General features: G+C 73.8%; 18 protein-coding genes. 4 read left to right on the top strand and 14 right to left on the bottom strand.

Features of this window, described 5'->3' with window-relative positions; translation table 11 throughout:
• Positions 1-17: 17 nt before the first annotated feature.
• The 5 genes from ABT158_RS04800 to ABT158_RS04780 are packed head-to-tail and all read right to left on the bottom strand — an operon-like array spanning position 18 to position 5,344.
• Complete coding sequence (locus tag ABT158_RS04800) at positions 18-1,301, bottom strand: AAA family ATPase (protein WP_352350923.1); 1,284 nt, start codon at positions 1,299-1,301, stop codon at positions 18-20.
• Positions 1,292-2,728 (bottom strand): hypothetical protein, encoded by a 1,437-nt coding sequence (locus ABT158_RS04795; RefSeq protein ID WP_352350921.1) that lies wholly within the window; start codon positions 2,726-2,728, stop codon positions 1,292-1,294. The genes ABT158_RS04800 and ABT158_RS04795 overlap by 10 nt, the downstream gene beginning before the upstream one ends.
• A complete protein-coding gene (locus ABT158_RS04790) occupies positions 2,716-3,846 on the bottom strand; it encodes a hypothetical protein (protein WP_352350919.1) in 1,131 nt (376 codons plus the stop codon). The genes ABT158_RS04795 and ABT158_RS04790 overlap by 13 nt, the downstream gene beginning before the upstream one ends.
• A complete protein-coding gene (locus tag ABT158_RS04785; protein WP_352350917.1) occupies positions 3,843-4,613 on the bottom strand; it encodes a hypothetical protein in 771 nt (256 codons plus the stop codon). The genes ABT158_RS04790 and ABT158_RS04785 overlap by 4 nt, the downstream gene beginning before the upstream one ends.
• 50 nt (positions 4,614-4,663) lie before the next feature.
• Entirely contained in the window at positions 4,664-5,344 is a 681-nt protein-coding gene (locus ABT158_RS04780; protein WP_352350916.1) for a class I SAM-dependent methyltransferase, read from the bottom strand.
• 55 nt (positions 5,345-5,399) lie between these two features.
• Here ABT158_RS04780 and ABT158_RS04775 point away from each other — a divergent pair, with 55 nt between their 5' ends.
• The gene (locus ABT158_RS04775) at positions 5,400-5,819 is read left to right on the top strand and encodes a hypothetical protein (RefSeq protein ID WP_352350914.1); all 420 of its coding nucleotides are present in this window, start codon (positions 5,400-5,402) and stop codon (positions 5,817-5,819) included.
• Positions 5,816-6,391 (top strand): TetR/AcrR family transcriptional regulator, encoded by a 576-nt coding sequence (locus tag ABT158_RS04770; RefSeq protein ID WP_352350912.1) that lies wholly within the window; start codon positions 5,816-5,818, stop codon positions 6,389-6,391. The genes ABT158_RS04775 and ABT158_RS04770 overlap by 4 nt, the downstream gene beginning before the upstream one ends.
• A gap of 32 nt (positions 6,392-6,423) precedes the next feature.
• Here ABT158_RS04770 and ABT158_RS04765 read toward each other — a convergent pair whose 3' ends face one another.
• The 5 genes from ABT158_RS04765 to ABT158_RS04745 form a co-directional block, all read right to left on the bottom strand.
• On the bottom strand, positions 6,424-7,467 hold the full coding sequence (locus ABT158_RS04765; RefSeq protein ID WP_352350910.1) for a phosphotransferase family protein: 1,044 nt from the start codon (positions 7,465-7,467) through the stop codon (positions 6,424-6,426).
• Positions 7,464-8,654: an acyl-CoA dehydrogenase family protein gene (locus ABT158_RS04760; protein ID WP_352350908.1), complete on the bottom strand. Its 1,191-nt coding sequence runs from the start codon at positions 8,652-8,654 to the stop codon at positions 7,464-7,466. Before ABT158_RS04760 ends, ABT158_RS04765 begins: the two co-directional genes overlap by 4 nt.
• A gap of 9 nt (positions 8,655-8,663) precedes the next feature.
• Positions 8,664-9,455, bottom strand: coding sequence for a hypothetical protein (locus ABT158_RS04755; protein WP_352350906.1), 792 nt, complete (start codon positions 9,453-9,455; stop codon positions 8,664-8,666).
• Between the two features lie 2 nt (positions 9,456-9,457).
• Positions 9,458-10,351 carry a hypothetical protein gene (locus ABT158_RS04750; protein ID WP_352350904.1) on the bottom strand — a complete coding sequence of 298 codons (894 nt, stop codon included), beginning with the start codon at positions 10,349-10,351 and terminating at the stop codon, positions 9,458-9,460.
• 143 nt (positions 10,352-10,494) lie between these two features.
• Positions 10,495-10,680: a hypothetical protein gene (locus ABT158_RS04745; protein ID WP_352350903.1), complete on the bottom strand. Its 186-nt coding sequence runs from the start codon at positions 10,678-10,680 to the stop codon at positions 10,495-10,497.
• A 341-nt stretch (positions 10,681-11,021) separates the two neighbouring features.
• Between ABT158_RS04745 and ABT158_RS04740 the strand changes: the two genes are divergently transcribed.
• Positions 11,022-11,366 (top strand): DUF6285 domain-containing protein, encoded by a 345-nt coding sequence (locus ABT158_RS04740; protein ID WP_352350901.1) that lies wholly within the window; start codon positions 11,022-11,024, stop codon positions 11,364-11,366.
• A 3-nt stretch (positions 11,367-11,369) separates the two neighbouring features.
• Here ABT158_RS04740 and mctP read toward each other — a convergent pair whose 3' ends face one another.
• From mctP to ABT158_RS04720, 4 genes are all read right to left on the bottom strand, one after another.
• Complete coding sequence (gene mctP / locus ABT158_RS04735; RefSeq protein WP_352350899.1) at positions 11,370-12,965, bottom strand: monocarboxylate uptake permease MctP; 1,596 nt, start codon at positions 12,963-12,965, stop codon at positions 11,370-11,372.
• On the bottom strand, positions 12,962-13,174 hold the full coding sequence (locus ABT158_RS04730; RefSeq protein ID WP_352329975.1) for a DUF3311 domain-containing protein: 213 nt from the start codon (positions 13,172-13,174) through the stop codon (positions 12,962-12,964). Before ABT158_RS04730 ends, mctP begins: the two co-directional genes overlap by 4 nt.
• Before the next feature lie 229 nt (positions 13,175-13,403).
• Positions 13,404-14,033 carry a carboxymuconolactone decarboxylase family protein gene (locus tag ABT158_RS04725; protein WP_352350897.1) on the bottom strand — a complete coding sequence of 210 codons (630 nt, stop codon included), beginning with the start codon at positions 14,031-14,033 and terminating at the stop codon, positions 13,404-13,406.
• Positions 14,033-14,581, bottom strand: coding sequence for a VOC family protein (locus tag ABT158_RS04720; protein WP_352350895.1), 549 nt, complete (start codon positions 14,579-14,581; stop codon positions 14,033-14,035). The genes ABT158_RS04725 and ABT158_RS04720 overlap by 1 nt, the downstream gene beginning before the upstream one ends.
• A gap of 78 nt (positions 14,582-14,659) precedes the next feature.
• Here ABT158_RS04720 and ABT158_RS04715 point away from each other — a divergent pair, with 78 nt between their 5' ends.
• On the top strand, positions 14,660-15,550 hold the full coding sequence (locus ABT158_RS04715) for an SDR family oxidoreductase (protein WP_352350893.1): 891 nt from the start codon (positions 14,660-14,662) through the stop codon (positions 15,548-15,550).
• The last annotated feature ends 77 nt before the right edge of the window (positions 15,551-15,627 follow it).

Below are 15,627 nucleotides of genomic sequence, written 5' to 3'. Positions count from 1 at the left end.
CCCGGCACCGGCTCCCGCTAGACCCGGTGGCGGGCCAGGTGCTCCAGCACCGACTGGTTGGCCTCCCAGCCGTCGGGGAACTTCACCGGCACCCCGAGCTGCACCGGCTCGGCCGACGGGTGGGCGTCCAGCAGCTCGGCGATGCCCGCCCGCGCCACCATCACGCAGGCGTGCCGGTGGCGTGAGGCCAGCACGCACAGCCGCCCCGACTCCAGGTGGAAGGCGGTGGCGTCGCGGCGGCCCGACAGCGGGTGCAGCACGATCGTCACGTCGTACTCGCGGCCCTGGAGGCGGTTGGCGGTGTCCACGGTGATCTCCGGCGGCAGCCCGGCGTTCCTGATCGCGGCCACCTGGTCGCGGTGGGCCGCCCCGACCGCGATCCGGTCGGCGGTCACCGGCCGCTCGCCCTGCTCGGAGGCGGCCACGGCGCCGCGCTGCAGCAGCCGCGCCGCCAACAGCGCCACGGCCTGCACGGCCTCGCCGTCGGTGCGCACGGTGTGCCGCTCGGGCAGCTCCAGCAGCGCCCACCCCGACCGGGCGGCCTCCTCCAGCGCGCGGTCGTGCACGGTGCCCATGCCGCCCGCGGTCAGCTCAAGCCGCCGGTCGCCCGCCGAGGTGCCCGACCGGAACCCGGTGAACGGGTAGAACGCCTTCGACACCACCGGCGCGGCCGAGGCGGGCAGCCGCCAGGACACCGGCAGCCGGTGGACCGGCAGCTCCGGGTTGTGCCGCAGCAGCACCGCCACCGCGCTCTGCAACGGGTCCCACGACAACCCCGACCAGCGGTCGCCGTCGACGATCGAGAACGGGTCGAGCTGCCCGGGGTCGCCGACGAACAGCGCCCGCTCGAACAGCCCCGCGATGCGCAGCAGCTTGTCCGAGCGCATCTGGTACGCCTCGTCCACGATCGCCCACGGCCACACCCGGCCGGAGATCCACGCCCACTTGTCGGCCGTGGCGATGACGATGTCGGGGTCGCCGAGATCCTGGATCCTGGTGCCGACGGTGACGCCGGCCAGCTCCAGCATGCGCGGGTGGGGCACGTACCCGCCGGCCGACAGCCGTCCGACCTTCAGCTGCGGGTGCTTGTCGGAGATGCGGGCCACCAGGTCGTCGACCTGCTCGTTCGTCTGGGCGACGATCATCAGCGGCTCGCCGGTGGCGGCGATGTGCGCGGCGGCCCGCACGACCAGCGTGGACTTGCCCGCGCCCGGCGGGGAGTCGACCACGACGCCGCGGTTCCTGGGCAGGTCGGCCAGGACGTTCGCGATCACCTGCTCCGGGCTCTCGCTCACGACCATTCCTCCTGGGCGTCCTCGTCGTCGGGGATGTACTCCTGCGGCGGCCCGCCGTGCGTCCACGGCGTGGCCTCGGCCTCGGGCAGCGCCGGAGAGCCCTGGAAGTCGTCGGTCAGCGAGGTGTAGCAGACCCGCTCGCCGATCTCCGGCACGGCGCCGGGGGCGGGCGTCTTCCCCCGGCCCATGCCCTTGGTGATCTTCAGGGTGATCAGCCCGCCGTGCGCCTCGACCAGCTCGGCGCCCTGGCCGCGGCGCTGCGGGGTGCCGAGCGAGGCGCCGGGCGGCAGGCGTACCGGGTCGTCGGTCTTGAGCACCACCAGCGGACGCAGCTTGCGCGAGCGGCCCTCGCCCTCGACGTTGTCGGGGACGGTCTCGATCACCTCGCCGGCGAACGCCTCGCCGGTCAGCCGGTACTCGGCCATCACCAGCGGGTCGTCGTAGGCGCGCTGCACGTCGTAGGCGGCCTGGGCACGTTCCATGCGGGCCAGCTTGGCCGCGGCGGCCACCGCGCCGTCGCGCCTGGCCTGCGGCGGCGCGCCCTCGGCGATGTGCGCGGCCATGGCGCTGAACGAGCCGCGGTCCTGCTCCCAGCGCTGGGCCACGCTCGCGCCCGGCTCCAGCCCGGCCAGCAGGTCGAGCGCCTGCCACATCAGCCGCCAGGTGGGTTCGAGCTGGGTGCGCAGCGCCTCGGCGACCCGCTCCGGCGACTCGCTCTCGATGGCCGGCGCGAGCACCTCGGCGTCGAAGCCCGGATCGGTCGCGGGCCCGGCCGGCGGCCAGATCAGCGGGTCCTCGGCGTCGTCGGAAGGCCCCTGGGTGATCCAGGACAGCAGCGCGGCCAGGTTGGCGTCCTCCAGCGCGCTCTGCCCGCTGGCCCAGTGGCGGGCCAGCTCCTCGGTGGCGGCCAGCGTCAGCGACGAGCCCGGGTAGGCCGCCCGCTCGGCGAAGTACGTCAGCCACCGCCCCAGCAGCGGCACCTCGGGCGGCACCGGGTAGGGCCCGTCGGGCCTGCGGAAGCGCGTGGAGCGGCCGAGCAGCCTGGTGAAGCCGACGCCCGCCTGGTTCGGCACGACGAGCTGCGGCGCGTCGAGCGCCCGCTCGTAGGGGTCTGCGTTCTTGCGCTCCACCGTCTCGGTGTCGGCGGTGAACCCCTCGACGTACGGCAGCAGCACCCCGGCCAGCTCGGCGGCCCAGGCGAAGCGCAGGTCACGGTTGCGCGGCTGGGTGACGACGAGCAGGCGCGGCCGGTCGCGGTCGGTGCCGAGCATGGCGGCCAGCGGCGCGGCGGCCTCGCCCGACAGCTTGAGCGGGATGAACACCATCGGCCGCGCGCCCACGTGGCAGTGGCGGACCGTGGCGACGGGCTGGGCGATGCCCTCCCGCAGGGCGCGCAGCCGGGCGAGCGAGGTGAGCAGGCTCAACTGAGGCACTCCCTGCGCAGGCGTTCGGCGTTGCGGAGCAGGCCGGCGATCTCCTCCTGGCCGTCGGCCGGGTCGCGCAGGCCGTCGGCCAGGCCCAGCGCCTCGGCCACCGAGGCGACCCCGCCCAGCTCGTCGCGCACCTGGCGGCCGAGCAGGTCGGAGGCGCCCTCCTGGCGGGCCTCGTCGCGGCAGAAGAAGCACAGGTCGCACGCGGACAGGCAGTCGGGCGCGTAGCGGGCGGTGGTCCTGCGCAGCGCGTCGGCCAGCTCGGCCACCGGGCGGGTGGGCCGGCCGTCCTCGCCGGGCCGCAGGTCGAAGCTGAGGTCCTCGGGCAGCGCGGCGAGCAGCCGGTCCAGGCCGGTCATCCGGGTGAGCTGACGGCGCAGCACCGCGAGCTGCCTGCGCACGTCGACCAGGGTCGCCACCGGCCGGTTGGCGAAGTTCTCGGGGCACACCAGCACCACGTCGTGGGAGACGGTGAGCGGGTCGTGCCCCAGCTCCGCCAGCATCGTGCGCAGCGCCAGCACGTAGACGGCGGCCTGACGGGCGGCGGCGGCCACCGCGGCCGGCTCGGCCTGCCCGTCGACCACCGCGAACGACTTGATCTCCACCACGTGGAAGCGCCCGCCGAGCTGGAAGGCCACCACGTCCGGTTCGAGGAACGCGGTGTGGCCGGCGATCTCCAGGCTGAGCAGCGGGTGGTCGAACAGCGTGCCGGCGTCCTGGTCGCCGCGCGCCGCCCGGTCGAACAGGGCGCGGGTGTGGGTGTGGCGCAGGTGGGCGCCGACGTTCTCCACGTCGTGGTAGGCCACCTCGGCGACCGGCAGGTCCAGCACCTCGCGCAGCATGCGCAGCAGCTCGGCGCAGCCGTCGGCCTTGACCAGCGCCTCGAACGCGTTCCCGCGGGTGATCGCGAACGGCGACTGGCCGAACGGCGCGGGGAAGCCCAGGTGGCGGGCGGCGGCGTCCTTGTCGACGCCGGCGCCGTCCATGAGGGCGCGGCGGGTGCAGCCGGGGTTGGCGGCCAGGGCCGCGATCGCTCTGGCGTCGTGCGGCTTGGGCGGCGTCGTGCCGCGCAGCGCGTCGAGCCGGTGGGCCGGGCCGTCCTCGCGTCTCAAGCCGCTCACGTCGCTGTCTCCTCCTTGATCGTGCCCAGCGTAGCGGCGCCGAAGAGCCTGGCCACGTCACCGAGCTGGGATGTGGCGCGTCGTGCCAGCTCGGCGCGGTCGCGCGTGTCGCGTTCTGCGTGCACCGCCAGCTCGGCCCTGGCCGCCTCGGCGATCCGCCGGCGGTCGGGCGGGCCGAGGTCGGTGGCCGTGGCGCCGGGCACGTTCCTGGCCATCCGCGCCAGTAAGCGCAGGGCCCGCTCGTCCTCGCCGTCGTGCGAGGCCACCGCGATGGCGCAGGTCAGGAAGTCGACGCGGGGGCTGAGCGGGCCGACCACCCGCCGCTCCAGCGGCCAGGTGCTGAGCGTCAGCAGGCCGCGGGCGGGGGAGAGGCGGTCGGTCAGCGCCGCGCACAGGTAGTACGGCCTGCCGTGCGGCGTGGACCGGAACGAGCGCTCCTCGTCGCGGCGCAGGCTGGTGAGCTGGGCGCTGCGGATGGTGCCGGCGAAGAACGCGCCGCTGACCGCCACCACCAGGCGCGGCTGCGCGGCGGCCCCGAGCAGCGCGAGCGCCTGGTGCACCTGCTCGCGCACGGTGACCAGCCGGGGGCCCTCCGCCCCGGCGCGCGGCTGCTCGCCGCTCACCAGGGCGTCCCAGGCGCGCTCGGCGGCGCGCAGCTCGGCGCGCAGGACGCGGGCCGTCGCGCCGTCCCTGACGCGCATGGCCTTGCGCACGCCGGCCCGGAGCCCGTCGATCCGCCGCTCCAGCTCGTCCAGCGGGTCACTCATGGCGCGAGGGTATCAACAGTTCCAGTATTTCCCAGTATTTACACCGAAATCTACGATGTAAAGGGCCGGGCCAGGAACCACATGCGGTCCTCGGTGACGAACCGCTCCAGCCGCAGCCCCTCGGCGGCCAGGGCGTCGGCCAGCTCGTCGTCGGTCATGCGGCGCGAGGTGAACGACTGGGTCCAGACCCGGTCGCCGTGCTCGTAGCGCATGGTCGCCGCGAACACGCCGGGGGAGATCTCCCCGACCTCCGCCAGGGTGATCGTGACGTCGCCGTCCTTCCTGCCCGAGCCGGCCCGCCAGCCGTCGTGCCGCTCGGCCGTCATCCACTGGACGAGCACCGCCCCGCCCGGCTTGACGTGCCGCGCGCACGCCGCCAGGAAGGACCGCCTGACCTCCGCGTCGACCACGTTGACGAGCTGGGAGGCCAGCGTGACGGTGTCGAAGCGCCGGTCGAGCCGCAGGTCCTGGAGCCGCGCGTGCACGGTCTCGGCCCCGCGCACGTGCGCCAGCATCTCGGGGGACTCGTCCACGGCCACGACCTGTAACCCGGCCTCGACGAGCGCGTGGGTGACCCTGCCGACACCGGCGCCGAGCTCCAGGACGGACCCGCCCGGCGGGGTCTCCTGGATGACGACGTCGGCGTCGCGGCCGGGCTGGAGGAGGGTGTAGAACTCGACCGGGGATCCGTCGGGGGTGATGGCGCCTGGGCCTGTGCCGGTGTTCTTCATGCCCAAAAACCTAACCGCCGCGTGAGCCGTCCGTGAGCGGGGGACGATGGCCTCTGTGACCGGTGAGGTACGAGTTCTGATCGGCGTCGGCGTGGGCCTGGCCGCCGTTCCCCCCGTCTACTACCTGACCGAGGCGGGCGCCAGAGCGCTGCGGGCCGGGCAGGCGGCCTTCGCCCCTGCCCCCGCAGGGCCGGGGCTGCTGGCGGCGGCGGCCCTGATCGTCGCGGTGCTGGCCGCCTGGCCCGCCGCCGCGCTGGCCTGCGGGCTGCCGCTGGCGGTGGCGGGCGTGCTGTTCGCCCTCGACCTGCGGGCCGCGATCGGCCTGGCGGGCGCGCTGCCCGGCCTGTGGGAGCCGCCGTGGGCCGAGCCGCCCGGCACCCTCGCCGGGGCGACCGGCCTGTACGCCTACACCGGCGCGTTACTGGTCTTCTCGGCGCTGCTGCCGCGTCGTCTGCGATCTATCCTGAGCAGATGAGCAGACGGGACCCCGACCGGCGCAGGGCGCTGCTCGACGCCGCCGACCGAGCCATCCTGGCCGAGGGCCCCGAGGTGTCGATGGCGGCCATCGCCGCCGAGGCCGGCATCACCAAACCCGTCCTCTACCGCCACTTCGGCGACAAGAGCGGCCTGTACCAGGCGCTGGCCGACCGCCACGTGCGCACGGTCATCGCCCAGCTCCGCCCGCAGTTCGCCGGGCCCGGCACCGACCTGCGGGCCCGCGCCCGCGCCGCCATCGGCGTCTATCTCGACCTGATCTCGGCCAACCTCGACCTCTACCGCTTCCTGTTCCACCGGGCCAGCGCCGAGGACACCCGCATCCGCTCCCACATGACCTCGCTCGTGCGCGGCCTGGGCGAGGAGCTGGGGCGGGTGCTGGCCGACGAGCGGGTGGTGGCCGACCCGGTGCGGGCGCAGGTGCTCGGCCACGCGTTCGTCGGCATGGTCCAGACGACGGGCGACTGGTGGCTGGAGCATCCGGAGGTCGACCGCGCGCAGGTGGTGGAGGGGCTGGTGGACGTGATCGCGGCGGCCGTCGCCGGCGGCTGAGGGCCTGGCGGACCGACCGATCGGCGGCCCGGTCAGGTCAGCAGGCCGAGCAGGTCCCACTCGTTCTGGCAGGCGCGGCGGCCGAGGGCGGCCAGCTCCACCGAGGAGGCGCCGCCGCGCAGGTGCCGCATGGTCTGCATGACGCAGATGATCCCCCACTTCAGCACCCCGAACGTCTCCCACCAGCGCAGCGCGTCCAGGTCGACGGGCCGGCCGCCGGCCTCCTCGTAGGCGGCGGTCAGCTCGGCGTAGCCGCCGAACCCGCCCACGGGCAGCGGCGAGCCGAACCGCCACGCCTTGACGCACAGCCAGCCCAGGTCCTCCAGCGGGTCGCCGGCGTGGGCCAGCTCCCAGTCGAGCACGGCCCTGACGCCCTCCGGGCCGACGATCAGGTTGCCGTTGCGGAAGTCGCCGTGCACGACGCTCGCCGGGACGGCGGGCGGCCGGTCGGCCTCCAGCCTGCGCAGGGCCAGCTCGAACACGGGATGCGGCTGGCCGGTCAGGTCGAGCACGTCCCGCCAGAAGCGCAGCGGGTCAGCGGGGACGGCCTGCGGCGCGGTCGCGGGCGCGGCCCCGGTCGCGGTCCCGAGGGGCGCGGTCCCGAGGGGCGCGGTCTTGGGGGCGGTCGCGGGTTCGGGTTCGGTCGCGCGTCCGATCTCGGGCAGGCAGGACAGCGGCATGCGGTGGATCGCCGCCAGCGCCCGCCCGCACTGGGCGGCCAGCCTCGGCCGGGCCTCCCGGTACGCCTCGTCCCGCAGGATCCGGCGCGGGATGGTCTCGCCGGGGATCCGGCTCATCAGGACGTACGGCCCGGCGGCGGCCACGACGTGCGGGACCGGCACCCCGGCGTCGGCCGCCGCCCGCATCAGCCGCGCCTCCTCGGCCAGCCCCGTCCCCGCCTCCAGGGCGCCCCCCGGCCCGTCGAGCCGGAGCACCAGCTCGTGCCGGTCGCCGCCCGGGACGACCACGTCCAGGGCCCAGGTCTCCCTGGAGGCCCCGCCGGGCAGCCTGACCGCGTACGGGACGGCCGCGTCCGGCCCGTACACCTCGCGGACGATCGTCTCGACGCGGTTCACCGGGGGCCGAACTCCCAGGCGTCGCCGGCCGCGTACGCGCCCAGCAGGCGGCGGCCGACCGCGTCGATGTGCACCTCGTCGGGGCCGTCGTAGACGCGCGCGGCGCGGGCGTGCCGGTACATGCGGTCCAGCGGCGTGTCGGGGGTCAGGCCGGCCGCGCCGTACACCTGGACGGCCCGGTCGATGACGTTGTGCAGCATGCGCGCCCCCACCACCTTGATCGCGCCGATCTCGACGCGGGCCTGCGAGCCGGCGTCCACGGCCTCGGCGGCCTGGAGGGTGAGCAGGCGGGCGGCCTGGATCTCGGTGTAGGAGTCGAACACGTGCTGCCGCATGAGCTGCTTGGCCGCCAGCGGCTCGCCGAAGGCGGTGCGCGCGTGCAGCCGCCGGCACATCAGGTCGAAGGCCCGCTGCGCCTGCCCGAGCCAGCGCATGCAGTGGAAGATCCGGCCGGGCCCGAGACGCCGCTGCGCGATGACGAAGCCGTGCCCGCGCTCGCCCAGCAGGTTCGCGGCCGGCACCCGCACGTCCTCGTAGCGCACCTCGCAGTGCGCGCCGCCGAGGCCGAGCACCGGCGTCTCGCGCACGATCGTGTAGCCGGGCGTGTCCGTCGGCACGAGGATCATGGAGAAGGCCCGGTGGGGCGGCGCGTCCGGCTCCGTCCGGCACATCACGGTCGTGTACGCCGCCACCGAGGCGCCCGTCGTGAACCACTTGTGCCCGTTGATCACCCATTCGTCGCCGTCGAGCACGGCGGAGGTGGTGAGCTGGGTGGGGTCGCTGCTGGAGACCTCCGGCTCGGTCATCGCGAAGCTGGGCGAGATGTCGCCGCGCACCAGCGGCTCCAGGTAGCGCTCGCGCTGCTCGGGGGAGGCGTGCTCGTGCAGCATGAGCGAGTCCTGCAGGGTGAACGTGCCGAGGGCGAGCTGCCCGTACTCGCTGCGGCCCTGGACCTCGTTGACGTAGACGTAGTCGAGGAACGGCAGCCCGCCGCCGCCCAGCTCGCGCGGGTGGCCGAGGGCCCACAGGCCCTCCTTTCTGGCCTCGTCCCGCAGCCCGGCCATGGTGGCGGCGGCCCGCGGCCCGCCCTCGTGCAGCACCTCCTCGGCCGGTTCGACGCGCTCGGTCATGAACGCGCGCACGGCGTCGCGGATCGGCCGGACGTGCTCGGGTACGGCGAAGCTCATGGGGTGATCTCAACCGAAATCCGTTGCGCGGTCAACGGTCGGCGCGCCCGCGCAGCAGCAGCGGCCGAAGTCGAACCGCTCGGCGCAGGCCCGCTCCCACAGCCGGGCCGTGTCGCCGCCGGCGCGCGGGAAGACCAGCCGCGCGATCACCAGCGCGACCACCGCCCGCGCCCCGGCCAGGAAGAGCGCCGAGGCCGCGCTCTGGACGTGCGCGCCGGAGACGAACAGGTCGTCCACCAGCAGCACCCGCGCGCCGTCGACGCGGCCCAGCACCTGGAAGGCCCGCTCGTCCGAACGCCGCCGCGCGAGGTTCTCGGCCGCCTGCGCCGACCCGGCCATCAGCACGGGACGGTGCAGCCCCCGCAGGTCGCCCACCATGTCCACGACCCGCGGCATCGGGCCGAAGACCTCGATGGGCCGGTCGAGCCGGGTGCCGGGCAGCGTGGTGACCATCGTGAAGGGGCCGCCGGCCAGCCGGGTCAGGCAGGCGGAGTGGGCCCGGTGGAACCGCGCCACGGTGGCGGCCAGGAAGGGCACCCGCCGCACGCTGCCCGGCGGGTCCCTGCGGCGGGTCACGATCGCGTGCAGCTGGGCGCCGTCGCCGTCGCGCACGCACAGCGAGACGGGCACGACGTGCTCGGTGTGGCGGTACAGGCCCTGGGTGGTGACGCCGCAGGTGACGCAGAGCCCGGACGGCCCGCCGGCGCCGGTGTGGCAGATCCGGCAGACGCCGGGGCCGGCGGCCGGGACGTTGCGGAAGATCTGCAGGTACGCCTCGGTCACCGCGCGGGCGTCGCCCATGCTCAGAAGACGGTCGTCAGCCGGGTCACATCTACAAGATTGACCGCCTGGCGCGCCAGCTCGTCAATGCCCGCTACGACAGTGACTCCTCCCCGGTAGGCCAGCCGGGGCGTCCACGGCAGGCCGGGGGCGGCGAAGACGTGCTTGCCCTGGGACAGCGCCATCGCCGCCCGCTCGCCGTCGCAGGCGCCGGTGACGTAGAGCGCGGCGGCCAGCCCGCTGGTCACCAGCCCGGTCACCGCCCGCGTCCGGGCCGTGGCGCCCGTGCCCGGCCAGAACGGCGACACCACCACGACGGCCCCGGCCCCGCCGCCGCCCTGCCGCCCGCCGTCCGGACCGCCCACGACGGCCATCGGTCGCCCGTCGTCCGGAACGACCCCAAGGGCCCCGGGCCCGCCGGTCATCGGCCGCCCGTCGTCGGGGCCGACCAGGATCGCGCGGCCGCCGGCCGTCGCTGCCGCGACGGCGGTGCGTGGCGCGTCGCACACGACGGTCAGACCGGCCGCGGCCAGCGCTCGGGCCGCGGCGCGGGCGCCGGGGGCGTCGCCGGTGACCGCCACCGACCGGTGGTCGCCGGCTCCCAGTCGCCCGCGCACCCACAGGAACGGCTGGAGGTTGTGGGCGCAGGCCAGGTTGCCCGGATAGTCGTCGTCGAGCACGGTCACCAGCGCGGCGGGGCAGGAGGCGATGAGCACCCCGGCCCGGCCGAGGTCGCCCGGACGCAGCCGCGCGACGACCCGCGCGGCGTGCGCCCTGTCGTACTGGCCGAGCCCGTCGAGGTCGCCGCGGGCCAGCCGCAGCGCGCTGCCCCGGGCCTCCACGACCCGCGCGGTGTGGTGCCACGGCCCGGCGGTGGCCCTGGTCAGGGCGAGCACCGCGGCCTGCTCCTCGGTCACCGACATCACCCACCGTCCGGTTGGAACGACCGTACGCGTGCCCACCGACAGAACCGGCTCCCGTCGTGCCGCCCGGACGGTCCGGACGCGCCGCGGCACGGGAAAGGGCCCGGCGGCCGCCGGGCCCTTCGGAGGGGACGGGGTCAGGCCGCGTTCTCCTCGGCCTTGCGGGGCAGGACCTCCAGCTCGAACGCGCCCGACCTGACCGCCTCCAGGAAGTGCTGCCAGTCGCGGCGCGGGATCTCCAGGACGACGTCCGGGGAGGAGTCGTGGATGAGCTCCACGTGGTCGTTGATGCGGCAGGCCTTGACGCGTACGTCGTCGTTCATGCTGCGCTCCCTCGGGTTGACTGCGGCTGAGCGGCCCGGGAAGCCGGGGGCCGGGAGCTGCGCCGGGCGACTTTCCCAGCCGTCCGGGCCGTCCGCGTGACCCCGGAGGGCCGGGCCGCTCGGGAAGCGTGTCATCGTCGTGCGGGGGCCCGCCACCGCCGGTGTGGGCGGCTCGGTAGAGACACGCCGATCGTGGGCGGAGGTCTGTCGTCCCGGGGGTGGAGAAAGGTCATCCGTGGGGCGGGGCCTTGACAGGCAGGGCGATGATCCTTATGCCTGGGCTCACTACTGGCCGTGCGCGGGCGTACGGCTCCGGAGCCGAGGTGACGGGAGTGCCGCCGATGGCGCAGCCCCATGACGTGCCCACCGCCGCGCAGCTCGTCGCGGCCGTCCGCGGCTTCCTGCGGGACGACGTGCTGCCCGCGGTCGAGGGGCGGGTGCGCTTCCACACGCGGGTGGCGATCAACGTGCTCGCCATGGTCGAGCGGGAGATCGAGCTGGGCCAGGACCAGGCCGCCGAGCACGCCGCGCGGCTGGCGGCGCTGGGCGTGGCCGACGACGCCGAGCTGGCCGCCGCCGTCCGCGCGGGCCGCTTCGACGGCGACGACGCGCTCACCGCCGCCCTGGTCCAGGCCGTCCGGGCCAAGCTGGAGGTGGCCGATCCCGGCTACCTCCAGCGGCCGTGAGCGTCAGTGGGACCCGGCCAGGTCCAGGTCCTTGACGTCGGGGTCGCCCTCGTCGGCGAAGTAGTCGCCGCGCCGGGTGGCGTCCGCGCCGTCGGCCACCTTGGCCGCCCGGAAGATCAGCGTGGCGACCGCGGCCACGACCAGGTTGACGATCAGCGCGAGGAAGCCCGCGTAGACGGTCATCTTGGTGTCCAGGCCCAGGTTCGACAGGCTGAAGGCCGAGCCGCCGAAGTGCTCCTTGCCCTTGGCCGGGTTGGGGATGAGGTAGAGCATCCACATGCCCGCCGCCAGGCCCGCGGCCCAGCCGGCCATCAGGCCGCCCTTGTGGAACCACCGGGTGTACAGGCCGAGCGCCACCGCCGGCAGCGTCTGCAGGATGATCACGCCGCCGATGAGCTGCAGGTCGATCGAGAACTGCGGGTCGAGCAGCAGGATGCACAGCACCGCGCCCACCTTGACCACCAGCGAGACGACCTTGGAGACGTTGGCCTCCTGGGCGTCGGTGGCCTGCTTGTTGATGTACTCGCGGTAGATGTTGCGGGTGAACAGGTTCGCCGCCGCGATCGACATGATCGCCGCCGGCACCAGCGCGCCGATGCCGATGGCCGCGAACGCCACGCCGGCGAACCAGTCGGGGAAGAGCTGGTCGAACAGGTTCGGCACGATCGTGTTCGGGTCGCCGCCGACCGGCTTGGTGCCGGCCGCGATGGCCATGAAGCCCAGCAGCGCGATCAGGCCGAGCACGAAGCTGTAGGCGGGCAGCGCCGACATGTTGCGCTTGATGACGTTGCGGTTCTTGGAGGCCAGCACGCCGGTGAGGCTGTGCGGGTAGAGGAACAGCGCCAGGGCCGAGCCGAAGGCCAGCGTGACGTACTGGAGCTGGTTGGCGCCGTTGAGCAGGATGCCGTCGCCCGGCGCGGGGGTCTTGTCGAACTTGGCCTGCGCCATGTCGAAGATGTTGCCCCAGCCGCCCAGCTTGGCCGGGATGTAGATGACCGCGGCCAGGATCACGATGTAGATCAGCGCGTCCTTGACGAAGGCGATCAGCGCGGGCGCGCGCAGGCCCGACTGGTAGGTGTAGGCCGCCAGGATCGCGAAGGCGATGATGATCGGCAGGTGCCCGGTGATGCCCATCGACTTCAGCACGGCCTCGATGCCGACGAGCTGCAGCGCGATGTACGGCATCGTGGCCACCAGCCCGGTGATGGCGATCAGCAGCGCCAGCGTCGGCGACCCGAACCGGGCCCGGACGAAGTCGGCGGGCGTGACGAACCCGTGCACGTGCGAGACCGACCACATCCGCGCCAGCACCAGGAACACCAGCGGGTAGACCACCACGGTGTAGGGCAGCGCGTAGAAGCCGAGCGCGCCGGAGCTGAACACCAGCGCGGGCACGGCCACGAACGTGTAGGCGGTGTAGAGGTCGCCGCCGACCAGGAACCAGGTGACCCAGGAGCCGAAGCTGCGGCCGCCGAGGCCCCACTCGTTGAGGCTGGCCAGGTCGGTGGGCCGCCGCCAGCGGGCCGCCACGAACCCCATGCCGCTGACCAGGATGAACAGCAGCCCGAAGACGACCAGCTCGGTCACGTGCCCGCTCATTTGGTCATCCTGTAGACGATCGTGGTGCAGCCGACGCCGACCACGATGAAGGCCAGCTGCAGCCAGTAGAACAGCGGGAAGCCGAGCAGGCGCGGCTCATCGGAGTTGAACAGGAACGTCAGCAGCGGCAGCACGATCGGCACGACCAGCAGCCAGTTCCACGGGCTGCGGTCGGTACGCGGCGGCTGCCCGGATTCCCCGGTAGTCATCGGCCCTCCGAATGGGGGATCAGGAGCGGCGTGTTGACCGGCTCCTGACAATGTCGTCAATGGAGGGAGATTAGCTTTCCGGTGGTATTAAACCCAATGTCCGGAACATTACGGTTTGGCCTAAATGTCGAGATGAAATCTCAATATGTGAGACCAAAGCCACCCCTCGCCAACGGCACGTTAAGTCGCTCCCGCGCCGCGCGGAACCGGGCGATCGGCGAATGGTCGGCTACTCGCGACGAACGGTCACGTCGTCGGCGATGTCGCGCGTCCCGTACCCCTCGGGGGCGGGCACCTCGGTGATCGGGTCGGGGCGGTCGTCGAACTCCAGCCGCAGCGCCCGCGCCATGGTGGCGTGCATCTCGTACAGGCAGACGATGTAGGTCAGCTCCAGGATCTGCTCGTCGGGCAGGTGGGCGCACAGCACGGCGAACACCTCGTCGTGCACCCGGCCGCCGTCGAGCACCAGGCCGTCGGTGTAGGCCAGCACCGCCCGCTCCAGCTCGCCGAACCGGTCGCTGACCTGCCAGGAGGCCACCGCCCGCACCTTGTCCTCGGGCACGCCGAGCGCCCTGAGCTGCTTGCAGTGCTGGGAGTAGACGAACTGGCTCTGCCGCGCCCAGCCCGCCCTGGTCTGCCCCAGCTCGCGCAGCACCGGGTCCAGGCGTGACTCCCGGTAGATCTGGAAGCCCTTGACGCAGTGGCGGAAGATCTTGGGGTCGAGGGCGAAGACCGTCCACCAGTCGCCCGGCGAGCCGGTCGCGGTCCCCGTGCCGTCGGGGGACAGCAGCCGGTCGTGGAAGAACCGGACGACGGGGTCGGTCACCTCCTCGGGCGGCACCCGCCGCAGGCGCGGCATCAGACGGTCCGGTCGGCGGCCGTCTTGGGCTCGTGCCGGACGTCGCCCGGCTGCCCGACCGGCCGCGTCCAGGCGGCGAACTCCACCAGGATCCCGTCGGGGTCCTTGAAGTAGATGGACCGGACGAAGACGCCCTCGTGCATCGCGGGCGCCACGCCGAACTCGCTGTCGTCGTGGTTGAGCAGCACGCCCACGTCGATGCCCTTGGCCACCAGCCGGTCGCGGTACTCCTCGATGCGCTCGGGCGGCACGTCGAAGGCGAGGTGGTTCATCGAGCCGACCGCCGACAGCAGCTCGCCCCGGTCCGGCAGGTTCTTCGGCGCCGAGACCCCCGGCACGCCCTCGGGCGCGTCGGGGAACCAGAAGAAGGCCAGCGCGTTGCCGCCGCCGCAGTCGAAGAAGAAGTGCTGGCCCCAGCCCAGGGGCAGCTCGATCGTCTTGATCAGCGGCATGCCCAGCACGCCGGAGTAGAAGTCGACGGTCTGCTTCATGTCCGAGCAGACCAGCGCGACGTGGTTGACCCCGCGGAGCTCGAATTCGCTGTTCATGGTAATCAACTACTTATCACAGCGTTCCCGCGGAAAACATGACAGCAGGTGGCGGGTATTCGGGCCACGATCGTGCCCGTGATTGTTGTGGTGGCGGGCGCGACCCGCGGAACGGGACGAGGAATGGCGGTCGCCCTGGGGGCGGCCGGAGCGACGGTCTACTGCGCCGGACGGAGCACGCGCGAGCGCCGTTCGGAGATGAACCGTCCGGAGACGATCGAGGAGACCGCCGAGCTGGTGAGCGCGGCGGGCGGGACGGGCATCGCGGTCCCCGTCGACTTCCTGGACCCGGCGGCGGTGGCCGACCTGGCCGCCCGCGTCGAACGGGAACAGGGTCGCCTGGACGTGCTGGTCAACGACGTGTGGGGCGGCGACGGCCTGTGGAAGTGGGAGACCCCCGTCTGGGAGCAGGACCTGGACGACGGGCTGCGCCTGCTCAGGCTGGCCGTCGACACCCACCTCATCAGCGCCCGCCACCTGCTGCCGCTGCTGATCCGGCACGAGGGCGGCCTGGTCGTGGAGGTCACCGACGGCACCTGGGAGTTCAACCGGACCCGCTACCGCGAGAACGTCTACTTCGACCTGGCCAAGCTGTCGGTCAACCGGCTGGCCTTCGCCTGGTCCCACGAGCTGCGCCCGTACGGCGGGACGGCGGTGGCCGTCACGCCCGGGTTCCTGCGCTCGGAGGCGATGCTGGACGGCTTCGGTGTCACCGAGGAGAACTGGCGGGAGGCGAAGGCGGACAGCGCGTGGATGGTCTCCGAGACCCCCGCCTACGTCGGTCGCGGCGTGGCCGCCCTCGCCCGGGATCCCGACCGGCGCAGGTGGTCGGGGTCGTCGGTGACCAGCGGCGAGCTGGCCGAGGCGTACGGCGTCACCGACGTGGACGGCAGCCGGCCGCAGGTGTGGCGCTACATCGCCGAGGTCGTGGAGAAGGGCGGCGCCGGCGGCTGGGAGGACTACCGCTGACCCCCGCCGCGCGGCCGGGCCGCTCTCAAAGCCGGTGGAGGCCGGTCGCGCGGGCGTGCTCAGCGCCGGTGGAGCCC

Source organism: Nonomuraea sp. NPDC001636 (assembly GCF_040298265.1).
Lineage (GTDB): Bacteria > Actinomycetota > Actinomycetes > Streptosporangiales > Streptosporangiaceae > Nonomuraea.
Note: the sequence above shows the minus strand (reverse complement) of the source record. Positions and strands in the feature narration are given on the sequence as shown.

Bases quoted from the DNA above. Each gene is read 5' to 3' on its own strand.
- ABT158_RS04730 (WP_352329975.1), bottom strand. From the start codon at position 13,174: ATGACTACCGGGGAATCCGGGCAGCCGCCGCGTACCGACCGCAGCCCG.
- ABT158_RS04760 (WP_352350908.1), bottom strand. From the start codon at position 8,654: ATGAGCTTCGCCGTACCCGAGCACGTCCGGCCGATCCGCGACGCCGTG.
- ABT158_RS04770 (WP_352350912.1), top strand. From the start codon at position 5,816: ATGAGCAGACGGGACCCCGACCGGCGCAGGGCGCTGCTCGACGCCGCC.
- mctP (WP_352350899.1), bottom strand. From the start codon at position 12,965: ATGAGCGGGCACGTGACCGAGCTGGTCGTCTTCGGGCTGCTGTTCATC.
- ABT158_RS04800 (WP_352350923.1), bottom strand. From the start codon at position 1,301: ATGGTCGTGAGCGAGAGCCCGGAGCAGGTGATCGCGAACGTCCTGGCC.
- ABT158_RS04755 (WP_352350906.1), bottom strand. From the start codon at position 9,455: ATGGGCGACGCCCGCGCGGTGACCGAGGCGTACCTGCAGATCTTCCGC.
- ABT158_RS04780 (WP_352350916.1), bottom strand. From the start codon at position 5,344: ATGAAGAACACCGGCACAGGCCCAGGCGCCATCACCCCCGACGGATCC.
- ABT158_RS04745 (WP_352350903.1), bottom strand. From the start codon at position 10,680: ATGAACGACGACGTACGCGTCAAGGCCTGCCGCATCAACGACCACGTG.
- ABT158_RS04720 (WP_352350895.1), bottom strand. From the start codon at position 14,581: ATGAACAGCGAATTCGAGCTCCGCGGGGTCAACCACGTCGCGCTGGTC.
- ABT158_RS04740 (WP_352350901.1), top strand. From the start codon at position 11,022: ATGGCGCAGCCCCATGACGTGCCCACCGCCGCGCAGCTCGTCGCGGCC.
- ABT158_RS04725 (WP_352350897.1), bottom strand. From the start codon at position 14,033: ATGCCGCGCCTGCGGCGGGTGCCGCCCGAGGAGGTGACCGACCCCGTC.
- ABT158_RS04785 (WP_352350917.1), bottom strand. From the start codon at position 4,613: ATGAGTGACCCGCTGGACGAGCTGGAGCGGCGGATCGACGGGCTCCGG.